The sequence below is a fragment of the Aminobacter niigataensis genome, assembly GCF_014200015.1.
GTDB lineage: Bacteria > Pseudomonadota > Alphaproteobacteria > Rhizobiales > Rhizobiaceae > Aminobacter > Aminobacter niigataensis.
Genome location: NZ_JACHOT010000009.1, coordinates 1 through 23,988, shown reverse-complemented (window position 1 = coordinate 23,988; position 23,988 = coordinate 1). Strand labels below are relative to the sequence as shown.

The window sequence follows — 23,988 nt, the reverse complement described above, 5'->3', positions numbered from 1 at the left end:
GGCTCTGAAACCAGCGATGTGCGCAATACAGGCAACTCCTCTCCTCTGTAGCTTGCGAGGGCGTCTCTCCGCCCGTGCTGGATTGTCTTTGCACGGCACTGGTTTGAGCCATGGCGCTGCCGCTCAGATTCAACTTGTGCACTGGCGACTGCGAGTGCATGATGCAAATCATTCGCATTTGCAAAAGAGGGTAAGGTGGAAACACCAGGTTGGTTGCGGGAACGGCTGAGCCGCAGGTTGCTGTTGGCCGGCGGCATTTGCACGGCTGGCGCGACCGCTGTCAGCGTCAGTTCGGCCGTGGGCCAGGCGGCGCACGGCGGGCATGATGCTGCTGGCGCGGCTGCTGCCGACAGCGCCTATAAGGCCGGTCCAATATCCGGGCACAGCGGCGCCCATGGCGCGATGGTCACGGTCGGCGAGGTCGACAGTGTCCGCAACGGCTTCGACCCGGCCAAGATGCTTACCGACTGGGATGTTGGAACGAAGTCGGTCCTGCCCGACGGTCGCACGCTCCGGACCTTCGAGGTCGCTGCCGAGGACAAGGAGATCGAGATCGCCCCGGGGGTCATGTTCCCGGCCTGGACCTACAACGGACGCGTTCCCGGTCCGGCGCTGCGAGCGACCGAAGGCGAGCGCTTACGCATCGTTTTCAAGAACTACGGCTCGCACCCGCATTCGATGCATTTCCATGGCATTCATGCGGCGCGCATGGACGGCGTGCCTGGGGCCGGCCTGATCAATCCCGGCGAGGAGTTCGTCTACGAGTTCGACGCCAAGCCCTTCGGCTGCCACCTCTACCACTGCCACGCGTTGCCGCTGAAACGGCACATCCACAAGGGCATGTACGGCGCCTTCGTCATCGATCCCGATCCCGCCCGCCATCCCGAGCAGGCTGAAGTCGCCCGTTCGCGGCTCTACGGCATGCCCGAGAACAGGCAGTGGCAGGAGTTCGTCATGGTGATGAACGCCTTCGACACCAATTTCGACGGCGAGAACGAGTTCTATGCCGTCAACACGGTGGCGCACACCTACATGAATTCGCCGATCAGGATCGTGAAGAACAGGCCGGTGCGGATCTACCTGATCAACGTCGTCGAGTTCGATCCGATCAACTCGTTTCACCTGCACGCCAACTTCTTCGACTATTTCGACCAGGGAACGACGCTAACGCCGACATTGAAGACCGTCGACCTGATCACCCAATGCCAGGCCCAGCGCGGCATCGTCGAGTTCAGCTTCGCCGATCACGAGCCAGGCCTCTATATGTTCCATCCGCATCAGTCGGAATTCACCGAGCTTGGCTGGGTCGGCATGTTCGACGTCGTGGAGGAAGTCGCATGAGGGACGCTCCGATCGTCGAAACCGAAGCCGAATTGCCGGGCACGCCTTCGCCGCGCCGGGCGCTGTGGTGGGTCGTCCTGCCGCTGCTGGCCTTTGCCGCTGCCATCGCGGTTCTGATTGCGACCAACCCGATGGCGAGGTTCAACAGCGGTGCGCCGCCGGTTGAAGACATTGCCTTCGAACGCGTCATCCTTGCCGGCGACGGCATCAGCGTCCTGGTCCGTGCCGGCGGGTCCGAACCGATGACCATCGCCCAGGTCCAGGTCGACGATGCCTATTGGCAATTCACGCAAGATCCCCCCGGGCCTTTGGCGCGAGGGTCGTCCGCCTGGATCCACGTGCCTTTCCCGTGGGTGCTTGGCGAAGCGCACGCGGTCAATCTGGTGACCAGCACGGGTGCCACCTTCGCTCACGAAATTCCCGTTGCCGTGGCGACACCGGTCCCCGACAGCTCGAGCCTGCTGACGCAGGCGATCCTCGGCATCTTCGTTGGAATCGTGCCGGTTGCGGTCGGACTGATGTTCTATCCGGCGCTGCGCGGCGTCGGTCGCTCCGGCATGAGTTTCCTCCTTGCGCTCACCGTCGGCCTGCTCGCTTTCCTGATGGTCGATGCGTTGAGCGAAGCCCTCGAGTTGGCAGGAGAATCCGCCGCGATTTTCCAGGGGCAGGTGATGGTGGTGCTGGCCGCAACGGCCAGCTTCCTGATCCTGATGGGGATCGGCCGGCGCAACGGCGCGCCGAAGGGTCTTGCGCTCGCCACCTACATCGCCATCGGCATCGGGCTGCACAATTTCGGCGAGGGGCTCGCCATAGGTGCCGCCTTCGCCGCCGGTGCTGCCGGGCTAGGTACTTTCCTGGTGATCGGCTTTGCGCTGCACAATGTCACCGAAGGGATCGGCATCGCCGCACCCATCCTGCGCCAGAGGGTGACGTTGTGGACCTTCGTTTGGCTGACGCTGCTCGCCGGCGGGCCGGCGGTGCTTGGCCTGTGGATCGGCAGCCTCGCCTTTGCGCCGCAATGGTCGGCACTGGCGCTCGCCATCGGCGCCGGGGCCATCCTGCAGGTCATCGTCGAGGTGACGGCACTGCTGCGCCGCCGCGACGGCGTTGACGTTGGCGGCCTGTTCAGCCCTGCCGCCATGACCGGCCTCGCCGCAGGTGCCGGCCTCATGTACCTCACCGCCATGCTGGTGAAGATCTGATTGGGTGGGTTCAGGAACCCGGAAGCCCAAAGCCGCCGACCGGCTCGATCTCGGTGCTGCTGTCGAAACCGGCAATCAGCGGCATCGCCTGCTTGATCGCCGCCTGCACTTCGGGCAACTGCAAGGATGCCTTGTGGCTTTCCCTGTCGTCCCACACTTCGGTGATCCAGATGGCGTCGGGATCGGCCGGATCCTTGGCGACGACGTAGCTCAGACAGCCGGGCATGTTGCCGGTGCTACCAAGCAGTATTGCCAGCAATGCGTCCCGCTTGCCGGCTTGCGCGCGCATCTTGCCTATCAATCCGAACATACCCGATATCCTCGCATCCAAATCTCCGCCGCAGGCGATTGAGCGCGTGCAGGAGCTTCATGTCCAGTGTCGCAAGTGGCTGGGTTGAAAGGCTGCTGACAGATGCCTTGCCCCGATTTCCGCTCAATTCCGGAGTCTTCCGCTCGCTGCGCGAGACGCATCGGTCAGCCCGGCACTAGGGATTGGCCGATTGGATTCGGGGACAGGACGCCGCCGCGGCGTCCAGGGGGAAGTGCAGTGCGCAAGATGCATAAACTGGTCTTGGCGGCGACGATCCTGGTTGGCAGCGTCGCAATTGCGTCTGCCGCCGACCCGCGGGTTGCCCAGCCGGCGGCCCCGTTCGACTGGACTGGCTTCTACGCCGGTGGCCATGCAGGGGTTGGCTGGGGTGATGCCGACTACACATTCGCCAACGACGAGGGAATCAATTTTCCCTCGGAAAACTACTTCAACTGGGAAGCTGGAGACACTTTCTCACATCGGATGGGCGGCGGATTGCTCGGTGTCCATGCCGGCTACAACCAGCAGCACGAAAATCTCGTGCTCGGCCTCGAGGGGTCGCTTTCCCTCGCAAATGTCGGCAGGTCCGGCATCCACAGTCCGTTCAATTGGAATGACACTCGGCAGGACACCATATCGACGCGGCTCGACTGGCTTGGGATGCTGACGCCGCGGGTCGGCTATGCCTCCGACAGATGGCTGGTCTTCGCAAAGGGCGGCCTGGCCTATGGCCAGGTGCGCAGCCGCATCGATGCTTACAGCGACGTGGGCAGGTTCGATGTTACGAAGACGTTTTCCCGGCCAGGCTGGACCATCGGCGCAGGCGTCAACTACGCCTGGACGAACAACATCATCCTCGGGCTCGATTACAACTATGTCGACCTTGGGTCGTTCACTGTTTCAAGCTTTGCCAGAGATTCCGAAACGGGCGAAATCGACACCCGCGGCTCGACCCACAATGTCGACACGGCATTTCACGCGATCATGGCGCGGGTGAGCTGGCAGTTCAACTAATCCGGCGGGGGGCCGGGCGCATCGGTTCGAGCGGGGCGTTTCCTCGAGCCGGTGCGCGTTCTTCTTTGATTTCGCGTTGTCCCATGCCAGGCCGGGCTACATCAGCTCAAGATCACGCGAACGGCACCGCCACGGTGCCCCTGGGCAGCTTGGCCTCGTCGTCAGGCTCGACATGGATGATGACCCGCACCGACGGGATGTCGGCCCGCAGCGCATCCTCGATGCGGTCGCAGATGACGTGGCTTTCGCCGACGGTCATGTCGGCGTCGACGACAAGATGGAACTCGATGAAAGTGGCGCGGCCTGCGATGCGGGTCTTGAGGTCGTGGACCTCGATCGCGCCCTTGGAATTGGCCGAGATGATGTCGCGGATGCGCATGTGCTCGTCGAGTTCGACGGCGCGATCCATCAGCCCGTCCATCGACGAGCTGATGACGTGCCAGCCCTGCCACAGGATGTTGAGCGCCACGATCACGGCCAGTGCCGGATCGAGGATCTTCCAGCCGGTGACAACGGCAGCGACGAGGCCGATCAGCACGCCGGCGGAGGTCACCACGTCGGTCATGATGTGATGGCCGTCGGCAACCATGGCGGGCGAGCGTTCGGCCCGGCCGACGCGGATCAGCGCGCCTGCCCAGATGGCGTTGATCACTGCTGCGACGCCGTTGATGCCGAGGCCGAACCAGGGCTGCTCGACGTCCATCGGCACGCCCCAGCTGCGCCAGACCTCGAACAGGATCAGGAAGGCGGCAACGACGATCAGCACGCCTTCGAGCACGGCCGAGAAATATTCCGCCTTGTGGTGGCCGTGCTGGTGGCCCATGTCCGCCGGCTTGTGGCTGATCTTGATCGCCCAGAAGGCGGCCATGGCGGCGACGACGTTGACGATCGATTCGAGCGCGTCCGAATACAGCGCCACAGAACCCGTCAGCCACCAGGCGACGAATTTCAGGCCCATGACGCCCGCGCCGATGATGATCGACCAGAAGGCGAGTCTGGCGACACGCCGCTTGGACGATGGCTGTCCACCGCGGGTGGCCGACAAGCTCTGTGTTTCGGTTTCGCTCATGATCTCTGCTTGTAGTCCCGGCGGCCGCTCAGGCCGCCTTGTCCTTGGCCTTGCGCGGCATGTGCGCGACGACGTTCTCGATCATGCGCATGCCGGCATCGTGGCCGAGGGTCATGATCGATTCGGGATGGAACTGAACGGCGGCGATCGGCTCCTTCTTGTGCTCGAACGCCATGATGACACCGTCCTCGGTCTCGGCGGTGACCACGAAATCGCTGGGCAGGCGCACCGGGTCGGCGAAGATCGAATGGTAGCGGCCGACGGTCACTTCCTTTGGCAGGCCGGAGAAGATGATGCCCGGCTTGGAGACGCGGATGCGCGACGGCTTGCCGTGCATCGGCACCGCCAGCTGGCGCAATTCGCCGCCATAGGCTTCGGCCAGCGCCTGCAGGCCCAGGCAGACGCCGAAGATCGGCAGGTCGCGGTCGCGTGCCTTCTTGATCGTCGCCGCCGTGTCGAAATCCTTGGGCGTGCCCGGTCCGGGCGAAAGCACCACGAGATCCGGCTTGATGCGGTCGAAGATTTCCTCGGGCACCGGCGAGCGCACGGTCGAGACGTCGGCGCCGGTCTGGCGGAAGTAGTTGGCCAGCGTGTGGACAAAGGAGTCCTCGTGGTCGACGAGCAGGATCTTGACCCCTTCGCCGACGCGCGCGGTGGTGCGCTCGGTGCCTGCGGAGTTGCCGGTCTTGGCGTCGCGGATGGCGGAAAGCATGGCTGAGGCCTTCAGTTCGGTTTCGGCTTCTTCTTCTTCGGGAACGGAATCGTAGAGCAGGGTGGCGCCGGCGCGCACCTCGGCGATGCCGTCCTTGATACGAATGGTGCGCAGCGTCAGGCCGGTGTTCAGGTCGCCGTTGAAATGAACCATGCCGATCGCCCCGCCATACCAGGCGCGCGGGCTCTTTTCGTTCTGCTCGATGAACCGCATCGCCCACAATTTGGGCGCGCCGGTGACGGTCACCGCCCAGGCATGGCTGAGGAACGCATCGAAGGCGTCCATGCCCTCGCGCAGGCGGCCCTCGATGTGGTCGACGGTGTGGATCAGCCGCGAATACATCTCGATCTGGCGACGGCCGATGACGCGCACCGAGCCCGGTTCGCAGACGCGGCTCTTGTCGTTGCGGTCGACGTCCGAGCACATCGTCAGCTCGGATTCGTCCTTCTTCGAGTTCAGCAGCTTGAGGATCTGCTCGCTGTCGGAGATGGCGTCGTCGCCGCGCTTGATGGTGCCCGAGATCGGGCAGGTCTCGACGCGGCGGCCGTTGACGCGCACGAACATCTCCGGCGACGCCCCGATCAGGTATTCGCCCTCGCCGAGATTGATGAAGAACGAGTAGGGCGAGGGGTTGATCGTCTTCAGCCGGCGCGAGATTTCGGACGGTGCGGTCTCGCAGCGCTCATAGAACATCTGGCCGGGCACGACCTCGAACAGGTCGCCGCGCTTGAAGCTGTCCATCGCCCGGCGCACCAGCTGGGCATATTCGCCCGGCTCGTGGTCGCCGCGTGGGGGGATGCGGTCGGAAGCCTTGAAGGGCTCGGCAGCGCTGTCGCGGGCGATGCCTTCGGTCGAAAAACCCTTGCCGGAATAGTCGTAGCGGTCGTGCCAGGCCTTGGCCGAATAGTGGTCGACGACCAGGATCTCGTCGGGCAGGAACAGCACCAGGTCGCGCTGGCTCTCCTTGCGCTCCAACTTGTGCTCGACCGGGTCGAACTGGAAGGCCAGGTCGTAGCCGAAGGCGCCATAGAGGCCGAGATTGCTGTCCTCGTCCGATTTGAACAGTGCGGTGATGGCACGCAGCACGGTGAACACCGAAGGCACGCGCGAACGCTCCTCTTCGGTGAAGACACGCCCGGGCGTTGCCACCTGAAGCGCGATCAGGCGCTTGGTCGTCTCGCCGATGGTCAGTTCCTCGAGCGGCGCCAGTGCCGCGTGGATGACCGGCAGCAGCACCTCGCCACGTGCATTGAGCGCCTCGATCTTCATGGCGCGGCCGCGTGCCGAGATCACGATCGGCGGGTCGATGATCGCGGTGTCCCAACGCGTGTAGCGGCCGGGATATTCGTAGTTGGAGGAGAAGACCGCGCCGCGCCGGCTGTTCAGCCCGTCGAGATAGGTCTCGATCGCCCCGGCATAGGCGGTCTCATGGCGCTGCCTGGTGATGGAAACACCACCTCCGGTCACGTAGCGCTCGGCACCGTTATCAAGCAGTTCCAACGTCATTCCCGTCTCCATCTGTTGCCGTGGGAGCGTCCGGAGCCTGGTTCGAAAAAAGCAAATGGCCGCCCGGAAATCCCGTTGCGGCCATCACAATTTTCACGCGCACGCGCTTCAAGAGGCCGCTGTCAGCTGGCCCGCCACCAAATATTCTGGAGCGAAGTCGTGTTCATGGCAAATCCATAGCTAGGAAAAACCGGGGGTGCAACTGGATTTGCGTCGTCTTGCATTGCATTACCAACTGACGCTCAATTTGTCGTCCGGCGCCGCATCAGCACCACGAATGCCACGCCTCCGATCAGTCCGGTGACGATGCCGAGCGGCATGTCCTGCGGCGGCATCACCGTGCGGGCGGCCATGTCGGCAGCGATCAGGAAGATGGCTCCCACCAGCGCCGACAGCGGCAGCGCGCGGCGATAGTCGCCGCCGACGAAGAAGCGCACGATATGCGGGATCATCAGGCCGACGAATGCGATGGCGCCGGAATAGGCGACGGCACATCCGGTCAACAGCGCGCAGACGACAAACACATTGAGCCGAAATCGCCGGGCCGGGATGCCGAGCGCGGTGGCGCTCTCGTCGCCGAGCGTCATGGCGTTCAGGTTGCGCGTCTGCGTCATCAGCCAGACGCCGCCCACAAGGAGGGCTGCAAGCGGGTAGGGCAGGTGGCTCCACTGCGCCAGGCCGAGCCCGCCGAGCATCCAGAAGATCGCGACATGGGCGGCCTTGGGATCGCCGATGAAGATCAACAAATTGCCGGCGGCGCTGATGATGAAGCTCACCGCCACACCGGCGAGGATCAGCTGGCCGGCCGACTGCACCCGTGCCAAATTGGCGATCGCTAGCACCAGCGCTGTCGCCGCCAGCGCTCCGGCAAAGGCGAACACCGGCACCGTGATGGCGCCGAAGATCATGCCGGCGTGGATAAGCGCCATGATCGCCCCGAAAGCAGCGCCGGACGAGACGCCGAGCAGATGCGGATCGGCGAGCGGATTGCGCGTCACTGATTGCAGCGCCGCACCCACCAGCGCCAGCGAGGCGCCGACGGCCGCGCCCAGGATGACGCGTGGGGCGCGCACGTCCCAGACGATATTCTCGCGGCCGCTGGACCAGGCCACCTCGACGCTTCCCGGCACCAGCTTGTTGGCGATCACGCCCCACACGGTCTCAAGAGGGATCGCGACCGGACCGACGCCGACGGCGATGACCATGGCGGCGACGAGCAGGATGACCAGCCCCGGTATCAGGGCCGGCATGGCATGGATCAGGGCGTGCCTTGGCCCCGCGACGAGGTGGCGGTGCGACACGGTCAGTCGGCCCGCAAGGCGGCGGCCAGCCGCTTGATGGCGGCGATGTTGCGCGGACCTGGCGTCGCCTCGATGTATTCGAGTACGAAGAAGCGGTTGTTCTTGACCGCGGTTATGTCCTTGAAGGCCGGGTTGGAGCGCATGAACTCGATCTTCTGCTCGGCGGTGACCTCGCCATAGTTGACGATCACCACCATGTCGGGGTTGCGGTCGATGACCGGCTCCCAGCCGATCTCGACCCAGCTCGACTCGACGTCGTCGGAGATGTTCTTGCCGCCGGCGGCCTCGATGATCGCTGTCGGCATGGCGTAGCGGCCGGCGGTGAAGGGTTTCTGCTCGCCGGAATCATAGAGGAACACGCTGACCGGCCTGTCCAGCTTGGGCAGCGACGCCTGGAAATCGGTGAGCTCCTTCTCGTAGCCTGCCACCAGCGCTTCCGCCTTCTCGCGTACGCCGAAGATCGCGCCGAGATTGAGCAGGTCGGCATACATGTCCTGAAGCGACGACTTGTCCTTCTTCATGATGTGGATGCAGCTCTCGGTCAGCTCGTAGACCGGGATGTTGAAGGGGGTGAGCGTGTCGGGGGTGACGTCTCCGCCGACCTTCATGCCGTAGTTCCAGCCGGCGAAGAACAGGTCGGCATCGGCACCCAGCAGCACTTCCTTGGTGACGTATTTCGGCGCGAGCTCCGGCAGTTCGCCGACGCCCTTGCGCAGGTTCTCGTCCAGCGTCTTCCAGCCGGAAATGCCGGAATAGCCGGCCATGCGGTCAGCCAAACCGAGCACCAGCATCATCTCGGTCAGGTTGACGTCGTGGGAGACAGCCCTTTTGGGCGCGGCCTCGAAAGTCACGTCGCGGTTGCAGCTCTTGACGGTGGCGGGGAAGCCGCTGGCAGCGGCGGAAGCACAGGTGGCGAGCAGGGCGGCGGCGATGATGGGCAGGCGCATTGGGGCTCCTTGAGTTGTTGTCAGCGTTCGAGGTGGAAGGAAAAGCGCGGGCGACCGGTGATGGGATGGTCGTCGAGGATCGCACCGACGGAAAAGCTCAAGCGGATGCGTTCGGGCGTCAGGATGTCTGCCGGCCTGCCGCAAGCGACCGCGCGGCCTGCGTCCATCACCAGCACGCGGTCGGCATGGGCGGAGGCCAGCGCCAGATCGTGCAGGGAGACGATGACGGTGCAACCGAGATTGCCGAGCAGCTCCAGAACTTCAAGCTGGTGGCGGATGTCGAGATGGTTGGTCGGCTCGTCGAGGATCAGCAGATCGGGCCGCTGCATCAGCGCGCGGGCAATCATCACGCGCTGCTTCTCGCCGCCGGACAGCGAGTTGAAGTCGCGCGCGGCGAGCGCGGTCAGGCCGAGCAATGCAAGCGCTGCCTCGACCTGGTCGTAGTCCTGATCGCCGGTGCGAATGCCGGTTGCGTGCGGGGTCAGCCCCAGCTCGACGATCTCTGCCACGGTCAGCCCGAAGTCGGAGGCGCTTTCCTGCAGCACGGTGGCGATGCGGCGGGCGCAGTCACGCGGCTTCATCGTCCAGATGTCGGTGCCGTCGAGCCGGACCGTTCCCGAGATCGGTCTGTGGTAGCGGTAGAGGCAGCGCAGCAGGCTCGATTTGCCGGCGCCATTGGGGCCGACGATGGCGAGCATTTCGCCAGGCGCGACGGCAAGGCTCACTGGTTCGAGAATAGGCCGGGAAGCGCGAGGCCCCCAACTGACGCCGTCGAGTTCGAGCAGTGCCGGGGTGGTGCCTACGAGGCGGCTAGCGGCGTGGACGCGATCGAGCATGCCCTGTCTCCGCAGTCAGGCGGAGGTGGCAGAACGATCCGGTGAGCGCGCCGGTACGGAAAAAGGCAGTCGCAACCATCATCATCTCCGCGGCACACCCCGGCCGGTTGAGTTAATCGGATGATGGCAGGTCTCCTGGCTTGCGGGTGATCACTCCTCGGAGCCTTCCCGGCCGTTTGGCCAGTGGCATTTTCCGATTTGCTATCCGCTCACAGTTGCGGGGGCAGCCACGGTTTCGCGTCAGGGACGTCTCACCGTGTTCCCATTTAATCCGCTGCCCGAGTCAGGCAGCAGGAACCATCAATGAGGTGGCTACAGCAGCTGCGAAGTGCTGACAATCGCTAAAGCGTCATGCCGCCTGCTGAATTGCGTCACGCCGGTCGAGCGCGAAGGAAAACAGTGCGACGCCGAAGGCGGAGAGCGCGATCGCCGCGCCGACAAGAGGCAGGTCGGCATAGCTGACGCCCATCGAGATCGCGGTACCGCCGGCCCAGGCGCCGGCGGCATTGCCGGCGTTGAAGGCGCCCTGGTTGAGCGTCGCTGCAAGGTTCGGCGCTTCCGAGGCGGTTTCGACGACCCGCATCTGCATCGGCGGCACTATGACGAAGGTCATCACTCCCCAGAGGAAGATAAGCAGGATCGCGGCGGGCGCCGAATAGCCGAGCTGGGCCAAGGCGACGTGGATCGCGGCCATCACCACCAGCGCGCCGATGGCCGTCGGCATCAGCTTCCAGTCGGCCAGCTTGCCGCCGATGATGTTGCCGATGGTCATGCCGCCGCCGAAGAGGAGCAGGATCCAGGTGACAGATGCAACCGACACGCCGGTGACGTCGGTCAGGATCGGCTTGATGTAGGTGAAGACGGCAAACAGGCTGCCCGAGGCGAGCGCCGAGATGATCATGGCGAGCCACACCTGCAGTTTGCCGAGCACCTTGACCTCGCTGGCCACGCCACCCTTGCCGGGAGGGGCGACGCCCGCCGGCACCAAGAAGGCGATGGCGGCGACCGAGATCAGGCCGATGGCGACGACGGCGAAGAAGGTCATGCGCCAGCCGAAGGCCTCGCCCAGTGCCGTGCCGCCGGGCACGCCGAGGATGTTGGCGAGCGTCAGGCCGGCAAACATCAGGGCAATGGCGCTGGCGCGCTTGTTGGCCGGCACCAGGCTTGCCGCCACCACCGAGCCGATGCCGAAGAAGGCGCCGTGGCCGAAGGCGGTGATGACGCGGGCGATCATCAGCGTCCAGTAGGTCGGGGCGATGGCGCAGAGCAGGTTGCCGAGTACGAACATCATCGCAAGCCCGATCAACACCGGCTTGCGCGGCAGTTTTGCCGTGCCGACGGCAATGATCGGAGCGCCGATGACCACGCCGAGCGCGTAGCCGGTGACCAGCAGGCCGGCGGCCGGGATCGACACGCCGAGGTCGGCTGCGACCTCGGGCAACAGGCCCATGATCACGAATTCGGTGGTGCCGATGCAAAAGGATGCAACGGCCAGGGCGAGGATCGGCAAGGGCATGATGGACTCGGGGGAGGCTGAAACGATTTAGGTCTACAGTTTCCTCAAGTCGCTCGCGGCACAAGCGATGTTGGTGCATTGCAGCAATGCGTGCTGTGCATGGCAGCCATTCGCTGGCAGCAAGCCGGCTTACATCAGGACTGCTGCGTCAGGTCGCGGCGGAGGAAGTCGTAGAGCCGCTCGACGGCCGAATTGCCCGCCTGAGGATTGCGCAGGATGCCTATCTCCATCTCGGGCAGGGGCGGCAGGCCCTCGGCTTCGCCGATGACCCGCAGGCTGGGCGGCACGCTGCGCTGGGCGAGGCCGGCGACGGCCAATCCCGCCTGGACCACGGCGATGAGCCCGAGCAGGCTGGCGCTGGAGTAGGTGCAGCGGAACGATCGGTCGGCCGCACCCAGCACCTGCAGCACGCTCTTGCGCGCGACGCAGCCCGGCTCGAACAGGGCGACGGGCAGGGGATCGATCTCCCAGGCGACATGGTTGGGCGAGGCGACCCAGACGAGGCGCTCGCGCTGCAGCACCTCGATCGCCTGCTCGGGACCGCGGGTGATGATGGCGAGGTCGAGCTTGCCGTCGGCGAAGGTTTTTATCAGGGAGGTCGACTGCTCGCAGATCAGTTCCACGTTGACCAGCGGGTGGGCGGCAGCAAAGCGCGACAGGACCGGCGGCAGCAGGAAGGCGGCGTAGTCGTCGGGCACGCCGAGCCGCACGCTGCCGGCCTCCTCGGGACGGGTGACGCTGGCCCAGGCTTCGTCGGACAGTTTCAGCAGCCGGCGGGCATAGACCAGAAGCTCCTCGCCGATAGCGTTGGGCAGGACCGCACGCGGGCCGCGGACCAGAAGCTGCTTGCCGACAGTCTGTTCCAGCCGCTGCATCTGCATGCTGATCGCCGACTGGCTGCGCCCTACCCGTGAGGCGGCATGGGAAAAGCTGCCGCTGTCGGCAACGGCGACAAACGTCCTGAGCAGGTCGAGGTCGAGCGGCAAGGCCATGGCGGTATCAGTATTTCGAATAGGGTTTGCCAAATCTATTCGTTTGAATGAAATCGTCAATGCGGGCTTGCTTGATCATCGCCAAGGAAGACCAGCATGACCAACGCTTCCCGCTTTCCCGCCCTCTACCTCGCCGTCGCCATGGCGATTGCCGGCACCGTCGGCGCCTTCGTCACGGAGGCCGGCGTCGACCCGGTCACGACAGTGTTCTGGCGCTGCCTGTTCGGCTCGCTGTTCCTCGGCATCTGGTGCCTCGTGCGCGGCTATCTTCCCGACCGCTCGCTGTCTTGGGGCCGCCTCGGACGCGCTGCGCTTTGCGGCGTTTGCATGGTGTTGAGCTGGACGGCGTTCTTCGCGGGCTTCGCCAAGACCTCGATTGCGGTGATGACCATCGTCTATCACATCCAGCCGTTCTTCGTGGTGCTGATCGGGGTGCTGTTTCTCAAGGAGCGCATCACCGCCGACCAGGTCGCCTGGATGGCGGCTGCCTTCTTCGGCGTCGTGCTGGCCAGCGGCCTCGTCGTCTCGGACAATCCGGTCACGACGACCTGGATGATCGGCATCGCCATGGCGCTCGGCGGCGCCTTCCTCTACGCGGTGGTGACGATCCTGGCCAAGGGCCTGGGCGAGCAGCGGCCGGAGGTCACGGTGTTGTGCCAGACGGCGGTCGGCGTGGTCATGCTCGCGCCCTTCGCCAATTTCGCCAGTGACATCGCGCCCGCCTCATGGGGCTGGCTGGCCGGCATCGGGGTGCTGCACACCGGCATTGCCTATGTGATGATGTTTTCGTCTTATCCCAGGCTGACGACGCCGGTCATCGGCGTGCTCACCTTCATCTATCCGGTCGTCGCCATCATCATCGACTGGGCGATCTACGATCATCCTATCGGCTTGGCGCAAGGCGTTGGCATGGCGCTCATTGCGGTTGCGACGCTCGGCGTCAAGCTTGGCTGGCGCCTGCCGATCAGGCGTGCCTCCACAGCCTTCGTCGGCCAGAAATGAAGAAGGGGCGCCTGGGCGCCCCTTCCGGTGTCGATGCCGTCAGAACTCAGTTCGTCTTGGGCAGCTTGTAGGCGACCACATAGTCGCCGCGATCGGGCGACTGGCGGGCGCCGCCGGCCGAGATGACGACATATTGCGCACCCGTTTCAGGCGACACGTAGGTCATCGGCGTGGCCTGGGCGCCGACAGGCAGGCGGCCCTTCCACAATTCCTCGCCGGTCTCCACATCGATCGCGCGCAGGTAGTAGTCCTGCGTGCCGGCGTAGAAGACGAGGCCGCCCGAGGTGGCAACGGGGCCACCGAGCGTCGGCATGCCGATCGGAATCTGCATCCCGGTCTTCATGCCGAGGGGGCCGGTGTCCTCGAGCGTGCCGGCCGGAACCTGCCAGACCAGCGTGCGCGACTCGAGGTCGACCGCGCTGATCGTGCCGTAGGGCGGCTGGTGGCAGGGAACGCCGAGCGGCGACATGAAGCCGTTCTTCAACGCGCCGTAGGGCGTGCCCTTTTGCTGAGACAGGCCGTCATGCGCTGCCGAACCACCATAATTGTCGGCCTCCTCGCGGGCGATGAGCTGCACGAACTGCGGCATGCGGATGTCGTTGACGATCAAGAGGCCACGGGCCTCGTCGATCGCCGCACTGCCCCAGTTCATGCCGCCATAGTAGCCCGGGTAGATCAGGCTGCGGTCGGTCCTCGGCGGCGTGAACTCGCCGTCATAGCGCAGCTTCTTGAACTCGATGCGGCAATAAAGCTGGTCGTAGGGCGTCGCGCCCCACATGCGCGCCTCGGTGAACGGCTCGGTGCCGATCGAAGGCATGCCGACCGAATAGGGTTGGGTCGGTGCGGTCCAGTCGCCTTCCATCGCGCCCTGCGGCACGGCACGTTCCTCGACTTCGGCTATCGGCTTGCCGTCGCGGCGGTCGAGCATGAAGATCTGGCCGCGCTTGGTCAGCTGGATCAGGGCAGGGGTCTTGCCGCCCTTGCCGTCGGGCACGTCATAGAGTGCCGGCTGGGCGGGTACGTCATAGTCCCAGATGTCGTGGTGCACGGTCTGGAACTTCCAGCGCTCCTTGCCGGTGTCCATGTCGAGGGCGACGACCGCGGCCGAATATTCCTCGGCTGCCTTGCTGCGGTGGGCGCCCCAGAAGTCCGGGGTGGCGTTGCCGGTCGGCAGGTAGACGAGGCCGAGGGCTTCGTCATAGGCCGGCGTCGACCAGACGTTCGGCGTGCCGCGCGTGTAGCTCTCGCCTTCCGGCGGCAGCTTGGTGATGGCGGGGTTGCCGAGGTCCCAGGCCCAGACCAGTTCGCCGGTGCGGGCCGAGAAGGCACGGACGGCGCCCGAAGGCTCGCCGGTCTCGACATTGTCCCAGACCCAGCCGCCGACCATGATCAGGTCGCGCATGACGGTGGGCGCCGAGGTCTGGAAGTAGAAGCCGTCCTTGATCTCGCCCATACCCTGCTTGAGATCGACGATGCCGCCATTGCCGAAGTCCTGGCACAGTTCGCCGGTCTTGGCGTCGAGCTGGATCAGGCGGGCGTCGATGGTGGTCATCACGATGCGGGCGGCACAGGCGTTCGATACCGGGGCGGCGGGTGCCACAGGCGCGATAACGCTGGTCGGGGCCAGCGGATCGGTGGGCGCCGGGGCTTCCGCCTGGACCGGAGCCAGTGCCGGCTCGTAGTAGCTGACGCCACGGCAGCGCTGCCAAAGCGGCGACTTGGCCTTGGGATCGTATTTCCACTTCACTTCGCCCGTGTCCGGGTTCAGCGCGTGGACGATGTTGTTGGGCGAGCAGGTGTAGAGCGTGTCGCCGACGAAGAGCGGCGTGCTCTGGTCCTGCGCCGAACCCTGCGGGGTGTCGCCATGGCGGAAGGTCCAGGCGACTTCGAGCTGGTTGACGTTGTCGCGGTTGATCTGGTCGACCGGGGCATAGCGCGTGCCGGCCGGCGTGCGGCCGTAATAGCGCCAGTCACCGGCGCTTGCAGCGGCCGGGGGAACGGCAGGCGCTGGGTCCTTGGCAAATTCGTTGCGCGTCACCCCGTGCGGCGTGAAGGCATAGAAGGCCGTTGCGGCCAGCGCCGTGACAAGCAGGCCGGCGAGCGCGAAGGGAGCGCGCTTGCCATTGCTTGACGGAAACAGCGGAGCCAGGAGCAGCGCCGGGATGGCGATGACGGCGGGCGCCACGAGGCGTGGCACGAGCGGCCAGAATTCGAGGCCGGCTTCCCAGATCGCCCAGGCGACGGTCGCCAGGAACACGATGGCGTAGAGCCACAGTCCCTGCTTGCGGCGCAGCGCATAGAGAATGCCGGAGGCGATGACGCCGAGGCCGGCGAGTGCGTAATACCAGGAGCCGCCCAGGCCAATCAGCTGGACGCCGCCATAAACGAGCGGCGCGCCGATGATGACCATGAGCAGGCCGAAGAGAACCAGGAGCCAGCCGCCGCTGCCTCCGCTTGTCCGTTGTTCTGCCATTTGTAGTTACCTGTGAAGATTGAACATATCGCCACCGCCCTTGTGGGCGACGACGGCTGCGATCGTCATGCCGGCGCTGTGCGGGCGCTTCCTCGCCCTGCGTCCGCATGGAACCGGTGCCGCCCGTGGCGGCCTGCGCATCGTCGAGGCGAAAACCGGTTTTGGTCTTCGCCAGGCACGATGCGTCGTGCGAGAATCTGATCGCATCCTAATAGATAGTATGTTATCTTTCGGCAATGTCCAATGGGGCCACCGATCGCGCCAGTTTCGGCAAGTATTTGGTATCGGTTGCCCGGTTGTGGCGGCACGCCGCCGACCGCGCACTCGACGATTGCGGGCTGTCGCATGCCACCGCCATGCCGCTCGTGATGTTGTCTCGCCTCGGCGACAATGTCCGTCAGGGCGTGATTGCCGACCATCTCGGCTTCGAGGGCCCGTCGCTGGTGCGTATCGTCGATATCCTGGCGGCTGACGGCCTGGTCGTCAGGGTCGGCGACCCCGGTGACCGGCGCGCCAAGATCCTGTCCCTGACCGATGCCGGCCGTGCCCGCGTCGTCGAGATCGAGCGCATTCTCGAGCGTCTGCGTACCGATCTGCTCGCCGGCGAAGGCGACGTGGGTCTCAGGACCGCCGTCAGCTTGCTGAAGCGGCTCGAGGGGCGGCTGCTGAGCGCTGGCCCGGACGCTGGCTGAGGGTGCTGGCCACCTTGATATCGCGTTCTGCGCCATGGCGAAGCCGGGCCGCGCTGCTAGGCTGCAAACCTCCCGAACCCGCGAGGAAGATTCCATGACAAGCCAGATCGACAAGGCAAATGCCTTCCACGCCCTGCATGTGAAGGGCAATCCCGTGGTGCTCTACAATGCCTGGGACCCCGGCACTGCGGCCATTGTCGCCAAGGCCGGCGCCAAGGCGATTGCCACCGGCAGTTGGCCCGTGGCCGCCGCCTTCGGTTTCGCCGACGGCGAGAAGATTCCGCTCGACGTCGCCCTCGACAATATCAGGCGCATCGTCGCGGCCGTCGACTTGCCAGTGACCATGGACCTCGAGGGCGGCTACGGCGTCGTGCCGGAGCAGGTGGCCAAGACGGTTTCGCGCGCCATCGAGGCCGGTGCCATCGGCTTCAATTTCGAGGACCAGGTCGTCGGCGGCGAGGGGCTGCACGACACAGCGTTGCAGGCCGAGCGCGTGGCTGCGGCAGCCGGTGCGATCAAGGCTTCGGGCGTGCCGGCCTTCCTCAACGCCCGCACCGACGTCTTCCTCAAGAACAAGCCGGACACCCACGGCGAAAAGCACGTCGACGAGGCCGTCGAGCGTGCCCGCGCCTACGCCAAGGCCGGCGCGCACGGTTTCTTTGCACCGGGTCTCGGTGACGAGAAGCTGATCGGCCGGCTCTGCCGCGAGGCCGAGTTGCCGGTCAACATCATCGCGCTCGCGCATGTACCGCCGAAGGCCAAGCTCGCCGAGCTCGGCGTCGCCCGCATCAGCTACGGTCCGGTGCCGTATCGCCAGATGGCCGAATGGCTTGAGGCAAAGGCGAGGGCGGCTTTCGAATAGTCAACAGGCCGGGGCCATCCCGACCTTGGGATGGGTCGATCCTATGCCAGCGGCTTCAGTTCGATGGCGATCGTCGGCAACAACTCCGAAACCGTCGGATGAATGTGGACCGCGCGCTGCAGTGTCTCGATTGGTGCCCTGGCGTACATCAGGTCGAGCACGGCATGGATCGCCTCGTCGCCGCCGGTGCCCAGCACCGAGGCGCCGAGGATGCCCCTGCTGTCGGCGTCGACGAGGATCTTCATGAAGCCCTGCGTCTCGCCCTTTTCGACGGCGCGGCCGACCCGCGTCATAGGTCGCTGGCCGACCAGCACCTTGCGGCCCGACTTGCGCGCCGCAGTCTCGGTCATGCCGGCCCGGCCGAGCGGCGGGTCGATGTAGAGCGCGTAGGCCTCGATGCGGTCGCTGACCTTGCGCCCGTCCTTGTCGAGCAGATTGGCGGCGACGATCTCGAAGTCGTTGTAGGAGGTGTGGGTGAAGGCGCCCTTGCCGTTGCAGTCGCCCAAAGCCCAGATATGCGGGACATTGGTCCGGAGCTGGTCGTCGACTTCGACATAACCGCGCTTGTCGGTGGCGACGCCCGCTCTGTCGAGGCCAAGGTCGTCGGTGTTGGGTTTTCGCCCAATGGCAAGCAGTACATGCGAGCCCGTCACCGCACGGTCGCCGCTGGTGCAGTCGACGCCGACCTGCACGCCGTCGGGATGCCGCGCGAAGCTGATGCACTCTGCATTGAGCCTCAGCTTGATGCCCTCGTGTTCGAGGATGCCCTTGACCGCCTCGGAGACGTCTTCGTCCTCGCGCGAGATCAGCCGGGGCCCCTTTTCGACCACCGTCACCTTTGCGCCGAAACGGCGGAACATCTGGGCGAATTCGAGCCCGATATAGCTGCCGCCGACCACGACCAGATGCTCCGGCAGGAAGTCGACTTCCATCATCGACGTGTTGGTCAAATAGGTGATGTCGCTAAGCCCCGGCATATCGGGGATGTTGGCGCGGCCGCCGACATTGATGAAGATGCGTTCGCCATGCAGCAACTCGTCGCCGACGCGCACCTTGTGCGGTCCTTCGAAGCTGGCGTGGCCGCGAAACAGCGTACAGCCCTTCATGCCGCCGATCCAGTCTTCCAGGCTGGTCCGGGAATCGACCGTCACCTTGTCCTTGCGCGCCTTCACGACCTTCATGTCGACCGAGATATCGCCGGTCGAAACGCCGTAATCGGCGCCGGTGCGGGCGAGATGGGCGGCATAGGCGCTGGCCACCATGGTCTTGGTCGGCTTGCAGCCGGTGTTGACGCAGGTGCCGCCGACCAACTTGCGTTCGATCAGCGCCACCGTCTGGCCTGCCGCCGTTAGGCGCCCGGCAAGAGGCGGGCCGGCCTGGCCGCAGCCGATGATGACGGCGTCGAATTTCCGGGCGTCCGTCATGCGACGGCGCTCACGATCAGAAGGGCGCCGAGGATCGCCACTGCGTCCTCGATCAGTGCCGCCGGCAGGTCCTTGCCGAAGGCGGCAGCGAGCCTGCCGCGCACTTCCGCGCCGCCGAGCGTGCCCAAGATCGCGCCGATGATGCCGGCGGCCAATCCGCCGACCATTATGCCGCCGGCGGTGCCGATCGCAGCACCGGCCAGGGCGCCCATGACGATGCGGGCGCCGAACTGCTGCGGCACCTTGCGGCTCGGGGTCGACGGCAACTGGTCGGTGACGAATTCGACAAGCGCCAGCACGGTGAAGATCGCCACCGTGATCCAGTGGCCCATGAAGCTGGCCCAGGTGCCGGCCAAGGGCAGCCAGCCGAGCCAGGCGCCCCAGGCAATTGCCGCCGGTGCGGTCATGGCCCTGAGGCCGGTAACAATTCCGATGAGAAGCGCGAGCAGGTAGATCATCCGGTGTCCCCCGTGGATGTGACTGGTCCGAAAATGCTCTTGTCGTGCAGTTCGCCAGTTGCCGGCTCGCCGCCAGATCGTCAGGCTAGCACAGCCTGTCCGTTTGGCCAGAGATGGCAGCTTTTGCAGCCTCGTCCTTCTGTGATTTTGCTTCGTACCGAAGAGGAGATCGTGCCATGAGCGAACGCAAGAAGATGGCCGCCGGCGCGTGGTACAATTGTGTCGATGCCGAACTCGACGCGCTGCGCCTCGTCGCCGCCAACGCCATCTTCGAGCACAATACGCTTGCACCTTCATTGCGCGGGGACATCGCGCCCAAGCTGAAGGCGCTCCTGGGTATGGCGGGCGCGGGCGCGCGTATCGAGGCGCCGTTCCATTGCGCCTATGGCTTCAACATCCATCTCGGCGAAGGCGTGTTCCTCAACGCGGGCTGCACTATCCTCGACACTGCGCCCGTGCGCATCGGCGGCGGCACGATGTTCGGGCCCAATGTGCAGGTCTATTGCCCCGAGCACCACAAGGACCCGGTCCATCGCCGCGCCGGGCTGGAGATCGCCCGGCCGGTCGCAATCGGCAAAAATGTCTGGATCGGCGGCGGCGCCATCATCCTCGGCGGCATCGAGATCGGCGACAACGCGATCGTCGGCGCCGGCTCGGTGGTGACAAAGAACGTGCCGGCAGGTGCTACCGTTGTCGGCAATCCGGCGCGGCCAGTTCGCTGAAACTATTATTCCTGCGATTGACAGCGCCGGCCCGTGCCGCCATATCGGAGGTGTTAATGTTCTCAGGGCGGGGTGAAAGTCCCCACCGGCGGTAAGGGTTTTCGAACTCAAGCCCGCGAGCGCTTTCCGGCAACGGGAAGGTCAGCAGATCCGGTGTGATTCCGGAGCCGACGGTCATAGTCCGGATGGAAGAGAACGAACGGGAAAGCGGTGGCGCATGCTGCCGGGATTCCGTCTCGTGCGTCCTGATTCTGGTTCGAAACGGAAGGATGGACCCATGAATCAGCAATCCCCGAAAGACTTCGATACCCGCCGCGTTGCCGTGATCCGCGCACGCTGGCATGCCGACATCGTCGACGAATGCGTCAATGCCTTCGTTGCCGACATCGAGAAGCTGGGCGGCGGCCGCATCGCCGTCGACGTCTTCGACGTGCCCGGCGCCTATGAAATCCCGCTGTTTGCCAAGACGCTCGCCGAAACCGGCCGCTATCAGGCGATCCTCGGCGCTGCCTTTGTCGTCAATGGCGGCATCTATCGCCATGAATTCGTCGCGCAGGCGGTGCTCGACGGCATGATGAACGTGCAGCTCCAGACCGGCGTGCCGGTTCTGTCGGCTGTGCTGACCCCGCACAATTATCATGACAGCGCCGAGCATCACCGCTTCTTCTTTGACCACTTCAAGGTCAAGGGTGCCGAAGCGGCCCATGCCTGCGTCGAACTGCTCAAGGCACGCGAACTGGTCGCGGCCTGACACCATCGGACGCACCCGGCTCTCCCCCAGGGGAGGGCCGGGTGGACCGTCCGGTTGTCACACGCCACGCTGAAACCCGGCTCTGGCCCCCTATACGGCGATGCGGCGGGGTTGCATGATCGCGGAACTTCAGACGGGAGTCCGCCATGTCGTCCATTCCGCTTCCGCTCAAGGGCACCTGCCGCTGCGGCCGGGTCGAGATCGAGGTGTCGAAAGCACCGATCTGCACCGCCGCATGCCATTGCCCGGGCTGTCAGAAGATGTCGTCCTCGGCCTATTCGCTGACGGCGATGGTGCCGGCCGACGGCTTTGCGGTCACCAAAGGCGAGACCGTCATCGGCGGGCGGCATGGCCAGGACCTGCATCACCAGTTCTGCGATCACTGCAAGACGTGGATGTTCACCCGAGTCGCGGGTGTGGAGTGGTTCGTCAACGTGCGGCCGACCATGCTGGAGGAGACGGCGTGGTTCCGCCCGTTCATGGAAACCTTCACCAAAACCAGGCTGGCCTTCGCCGAAACCGGTGCTGCCAGGAGCTTTGCGGAGTTCCCCACGATGGAGGAACTCGAGCCGCTGATGCGGGAATACCGGGCCTGGGCGGAAGCGGGGAAGGCCTCGAGCTAAGGTACGTTCCGCGCCATCGGCGCGAAGCTGCTGAGGCCGAGCCATGCCTGCATGGCGCGGGCGATCCTGTCGTCGCCGTCGACCTCGAGGCGACCTGAATCGAGCTCCTGCCTGAGCGCGCTCAGCCCCATCCAAACCGACGTCATGCTGCGCAGCGATCCCTTGACCTCGAGATCGATGTCGAAGCCAGGATCCGAATTGCACAGGTCGACCGCGCCGCCATCGACCACCAGCCACCAATTCTGCTGGGATTTCGCCACTTCGGGGTACAGAAAGTGAATCGTGCAGCGCTGCGGCGGCAGCGGCTTGGGATTGAGGTTGCGCCGCATGTCCCACATCAGAAGAGAAGGGTCGAGATTCCTGAGGGTTAGCTGGCTTTCCACCCAGCGGTGGCCCCATTCGCCGAGGCCGAGGATGATCGGGCGCAGGTCTTCGCCGGCATCGGTCAGCCGGTATTCGACCGTCCCAGCCGATCCGCGCCCGGTCTGGACCACGCCTGCGCGTTCGAGTTCCTTCAGGCGCTTGGACAAAAGGGCTGGTGACATTCTCGGCACGCCGCGCCGCAAGTCGTTGAATCGGCTCGATCCCATCAGCATTTCGCGCACCACCAGCGCCGTCCAGCGCGTGCACAGCACCTCGGATGCCATCGAAACCGGGCAGAACTGGCCGTAGCCGCCGCGATCGCTCATCTCGCATCGCTCCCTGAGGAATTGGCGATCATAGCGCAAAAGCCGTCCCGGCGCACCGGTACAGTTCCTGAACTGGACCGGCGATGGCTTTGGCGCAATTCTCCGCCCCGACCTGCCGGTCAACCAGGAGACGACTTGATGAGAAGTCTTGAAAACATCGCGACGGCAAGTGCAGGTGGGACCATTCCGGTTGCCACCGATGTCGTGGGCGCGGCCCATGAACTGGCTCCGATCCTTGCGGAACGTGCTCCCAAGTTCGACGAGAGCGATCGGTTCGTCGCCGAGAATTACGTGCTTTTGAAAGAAGCCGGACTGGTTCAAGCGGGCGTGCCGCTCGAACTGGGCGGCGGCGGCGCCGAGGTGTCCGAACTTTGCGACATGCTGCGCATCCTCGCCCATTCCTGCGGTTCGACCGCGCTTGCCTTTGCCATGCACACACATCAGGTGGCGATCCCCGCCTGGCGCTGGCGTCACCAGAAGGTGGCGGCGGTCGAGCCCCTGCTCAAGCGTATCGCGGCCGAGAAGATCATTCTCCTTTCCAGTGGCGGGTCCGACTGGATCGGCGGCTCGGGTAAGGCCGAGAAGGTCGATGGCGGCTATCGCATCACCGCGCGAAAGGCGTTCACCTCGGGTGCCGTCGCTGGCGACATCCTGATGACCGGCGCGATCCTCTGCGAAGAGGACGGCACCGAAAAGGTCATCCATTTCGGCGCGCCGATGCGGGCGCCCGAGGTCAGCGTCATGGACAACTGGCGCACGCTCGGCATGCGCGGCACCGGCTCGAACGACGTCGTCATCGACGGACTGTTCATCCCCGATGCGGCGGTCGGCTTCTCGCGCACGCCGCGGCAATGGCATCCGGTGTTCCAGATCATCGCCACCGTTGCCTTCCCGCTGATCTACGCGGTCTATCTCGGCGTCGCCGAAAGTGCGCGCGACATCGCCGTCGAGATCGCGCGGAAGAAGCCGGGAGGCGAGGGCGTGCTCAATCTTGCCGGCCGCATGGACACGGCCCTGCGCGCCGCCCAGATGGCCCACCGCTCGATGATCGAGACGGTCGAACGTAATGCACCCTCGGCCGAAAGCGTCAATGACGTGATGATCGGACGCGCGCTGGTCGCGCGCCACGGCCTCGAAGTCGTCGACCTTGCCATGGAACTGGCGGGCGGGGCGTCCTTCTACCGCGAACGCGGGCTCGAACGCCGCTTCCGCGACATGCAGGGCGCGCGCTTCCATCCGCTCCAGGCCGGCCCGCAGGCGCAGTATGCCGGGGCGATGGCGTTGGGATTGCCGGTGAACGGGATCTTCTGATCCGCGCAAACGAAATCGGCCGCCGCGATGTCGCGGCGGCCGAGCTTTTAGGGAAATCCGTTTTATCTCAGAACAGGCCTTCGATCTGACCTGCCTCGTTGAGGAAGATCTTTTCCGACGACGGCGCCTTGGGCAGGCCGGGCATGGTCATGATCTCACCGCAGATGGCGACGATGAAGCCGGCACCGGCCGACAGCCTGACCTCGCGCACCGACACGACATGGCCGGTGGGCGC

At 65.1% G+C, this 23,988-nt stretch carries 23 protein-coding genes and 2 riboswitches; of the genes, 10 read left to right on the top strand and 13 right to left on the bottom strand.

Features of this window, described 5'->3' with window-relative positions; genetic code table 11:
* Positions 1 to 402 precede the first annotated feature (402 nt).
* Both GGQ99_RS23120 and GGQ99_RS23115 read left to right on the top strand, forming a co-directional pair.
* Positions 403 to 1,341, top strand: coding sequence for a multicopper oxidase domain-containing protein (locus tag GGQ99_RS23120; RefSeq protein WP_425486855.1), 939 nt, complete (start codon positions 403 to 405; stop codon positions 1,339 to 1,341).
* Positions 1,338 to 2,543 (top strand): ZIP family metal transporter, encoded by a 1,206-nt coding sequence (locus GGQ99_RS23115; RefSeq protein WP_183264330.1) that lies wholly within the window; start codon positions 1,338 to 1,340, stop codon positions 2,541 to 2,543. The genes GGQ99_RS23120 and GGQ99_RS23115 overlap by 4 nt, the downstream gene beginning before the upstream one ends.
* A gap of 10 nt (positions 2,544 to 2,553) precedes the next feature.
* On the opposite strand, the gene GGQ99_RS23110 is transcribed toward GGQ99_RS23115, so the two are convergent.
* Positions 2,554 to 2,853: a putative quinol monooxygenase gene (locus tag GGQ99_RS23110; RefSeq protein ID WP_183264329.1), complete on the bottom strand. Its 300-nt coding sequence runs from the start codon at positions 2,851 to 2,853 to the stop codon at positions 2,554 to 2,556.
* Positions 2,854 to 3,099: 246 nt separating this feature from the next.
* Here GGQ99_RS23110 and GGQ99_RS23105 point away from each other — a divergent pair, with 246 nt between their 5' ends.
* The gene (locus tag GGQ99_RS23105) at positions 3,100 to 3,867 is read left to right on the top strand and encodes an outer membrane protein (RefSeq protein ID WP_183264328.1); all 768 of its coding nucleotides are present in this window, start codon (positions 3,100 to 3,102) and stop codon (positions 3,865 to 3,867) included.
* Between the two features lie 112 nt (positions 3,868 to 3,979).
* Here GGQ99_RS23105 and GGQ99_RS23100 read toward each other — a convergent pair whose 3' ends face one another.
* From GGQ99_RS23100 to GGQ99_RS23070, 7 genes are all read right to left on the bottom strand, one after another.
* Complete coding sequence (locus GGQ99_RS23100; protein ID WP_183264327.1) at positions 3,980 to 4,936, bottom strand: cation diffusion facilitator family transporter; 957 nt, start codon at positions 4,934 to 4,936, stop codon at positions 3,980 to 3,982.
* Positions 4,937 to 4,964: 28 nt separating this feature from the next.
* On the bottom strand, positions 4,965 to 7,154 hold the full coding sequence (locus GGQ99_RS23095) for an anthranilate synthase (protein ID WP_183264326.1): 2,190 nt from the start codon (positions 7,152 to 7,154) through the stop codon (positions 4,965 to 4,967).
* 242 nt (positions 7,155 to 7,396) lie between these two features.
* Complete coding sequence (locus GGQ99_RS23090; RefSeq protein ID WP_183264325.1) at positions 7,397 to 8,404, bottom strand: FecCD family ABC transporter permease; 1,008 nt, start codon at positions 8,402 to 8,404, stop codon at positions 7,397 to 7,399.
* A gap of 53 nt (positions 8,405 to 8,457) precedes the next feature.
* Positions 8,458 to 9,402, bottom strand: coding sequence for an ABC transporter substrate-binding protein (locus tag GGQ99_RS23085; protein WP_183264324.1), 945 nt, complete (start codon positions 9,400 to 9,402; stop codon positions 8,458 to 8,460).
* A 20-nt stretch (positions 9,403 to 9,422) separates the two neighbouring features.
* Positions 9,423 to 10,238, bottom strand: coding sequence for an ABC transporter ATP-binding protein (locus GGQ99_RS23080; RefSeq protein ID WP_183264323.1), 816 nt, complete (start codon positions 10,236 to 10,238; stop codon positions 9,423 to 9,425).
* Positions 10,239 to 10,346: 108 nt separating this feature from the next.
* Positions 10,347 to 10,555: riboswitch (cobalamin riboswitch) on the bottom strand.
* Between the two features lie 32 nt (positions 10,556 to 10,587).
* Positions 10,588 to 11,754 (bottom strand): MFS transporter, encoded by a 1,167-nt coding sequence (locus GGQ99_RS23075; protein WP_183264322.1) that lies wholly within the window; start codon positions 11,752 to 11,754, stop codon positions 10,588 to 10,590.
* A 134-nt stretch (positions 11,755 to 11,888) separates the two neighbouring features.
* Entirely contained in the window at positions 11,889 to 12,746 is an 858-nt protein-coding gene (locus GGQ99_RS23070; RefSeq protein ID WP_183264321.1) for a LysR substrate-binding domain-containing protein, read from the bottom strand.
* A 96-nt stretch (positions 12,747 to 12,842) separates the two neighbouring features.
* On the opposite strand from GGQ99_RS23070, the gene GGQ99_RS23065 reads away from it, so the two are divergent.
* Positions 12,843 to 13,748, top strand: coding sequence for a DMT family transporter (locus GGQ99_RS23065; RefSeq protein ID WP_183264320.1), 906 nt, complete (start codon positions 12,843 to 12,845; stop codon positions 13,746 to 13,748).
* Between the two features lie 46 nt (positions 13,749 to 13,794).
* On the opposite strand, the gene GGQ99_RS23060 is transcribed toward GGQ99_RS23065, so the two are convergent.
* Positions 13,795 to 16,221: a membrane-bound PQQ-dependent dehydrogenase, glucose/quinate/shikimate family gene (locus GGQ99_RS23060; protein WP_183264319.1), complete on the bottom strand. Its 2,427-nt coding sequence runs from the start codon at positions 16,219 to 16,221 to the stop codon at positions 13,795 to 13,797.
* A gap of 236 nt (positions 16,222 to 16,457) precedes the next feature.
* Here GGQ99_RS23060 and GGQ99_RS23055 point away from each other — a divergent pair, with 236 nt between their 5' ends.
* A complete protein-coding gene (locus tag GGQ99_RS23055) occupies positions 16,458 to 16,913 on the top strand; it encodes a MarR family winged helix-turn-helix transcriptional regulator (protein ID WP_183264318.1) in 456 nt (151 codons plus the stop codon).
* Positions 16,914 to 17,007: 94 nt separating this feature from the next.
* On the top strand, positions 17,008 to 17,775 hold the full coding sequence (locus GGQ99_RS23050) for an isocitrate lyase/PEP mutase family protein (RefSeq protein WP_183264317.1): 768 nt from the start codon (positions 17,008 to 17,010) through the stop codon (positions 17,773 to 17,775).
* 41 nt (positions 17,776 to 17,816) lie between these two features.
* Here GGQ99_RS23050 and GGQ99_RS23045 read toward each other — a convergent pair whose 3' ends face one another.
* Together GGQ99_RS23045 and GGQ99_RS23040 are read right to left on the bottom strand one after the other, a co-directional pair.
* Positions 17,817 to 19,199, bottom strand: a complete 1,383-nt coding sequence (locus tag GGQ99_RS23045) for an FAD-containing oxidoreductase (RefSeq protein WP_183264316.1) — start codon at positions 19,197 to 19,199, stop codon at positions 17,817 to 17,819.
* Positions 19,196 to 19,657 carry a DUF4126 domain-containing protein gene (locus GGQ99_RS23040; protein WP_108607255.1) on the bottom strand — a complete coding sequence of 154 codons (462 nt, stop codon included), beginning with the start codon at positions 19,655 to 19,657 and terminating at the stop codon, positions 19,196 to 19,198. The genes GGQ99_RS23045 and GGQ99_RS23040 overlap by 4 nt, the downstream gene beginning before the upstream one ends.
* Before the next feature lie 176 nt (positions 19,658 to 19,833).
* Between GGQ99_RS23040 and GGQ99_RS23035 the strand changes: the two genes are divergently transcribed.
* The 3 genes from GGQ99_RS23035 to GGQ99_RS23025 all read left to right on the top strand — a co-directional run bounded on the left by GGQ99_RS23035 (position 19,834) and on the right by GGQ99_RS23025 (position 21,753).
* Complete coding sequence (locus GGQ99_RS23035) at positions 19,834 to 20,379, top strand: sugar O-acetyltransferase (protein ID WP_183264315.1); 546 nt, start codon at positions 19,834 to 19,836, stop codon at positions 20,377 to 20,379.
* Between the two features lie 54 nt (positions 20,380 to 20,433).
* Positions 20,434 to 20,580, top strand: a riboswitch (FMN riboswitch).
* 76 nt (positions 20,581 to 20,656) lie between these two features.
* Entirely contained in the window at positions 20,657 to 21,130 is a 474-nt protein-coding gene (locus GGQ99_RS23030; RefSeq protein WP_183264314.1) for a 6,7-dimethyl-8-ribityllumazine synthase, read from the top strand.
* 146 nt (positions 21,131 to 21,276) lie between these two features.
* Positions 21,277 to 21,753, top strand: a complete 477-nt coding sequence (locus tag GGQ99_RS23025; protein WP_183264313.1) for a GFA family protein — start codon at positions 21,277 to 21,279, stop codon at positions 21,751 to 21,753.
* On the opposite strand, the gene GGQ99_RS23020 is transcribed toward GGQ99_RS23025, so the two are convergent.
* Positions 21,750 to 22,442, bottom strand: a complete 693-nt coding sequence (locus GGQ99_RS23020; protein WP_108607259.1) for a winged helix-turn-helix transcriptional regulator — start codon at positions 22,440 to 22,442, stop codon at positions 21,750 to 21,752. The two genes, GGQ99_RS23025 and GGQ99_RS23020, sit on opposite strands and share 4 nt — an antisense overlap.
* A gap of 138 nt (positions 22,443 to 22,580) precedes the next feature.
* Here GGQ99_RS23020 and GGQ99_RS23015 point away from each other — a divergent pair, with 138 nt between their 5' ends.
* On the top strand, positions 22,581 to 23,753 hold the full coding sequence (locus tag GGQ99_RS23015; RefSeq protein ID WP_183264312.1) for an acyl-CoA dehydrogenase family protein: 1,173 nt from the start codon (positions 22,581 to 22,583) through the stop codon (positions 23,751 to 23,753).
* Between the two features lie 67 nt (positions 23,754 to 23,820).
* On the opposite strand, the gene GGQ99_RS23010 is transcribed toward GGQ99_RS23015, so the two are convergent.
* The coding region (locus tag GGQ99_RS23010) for a formate--tetrahydrofolate ligase (protein ID WP_183264020.1) at positions 23,821 to 23,988 on the bottom strand (168 nt) is incomplete at its 5' end.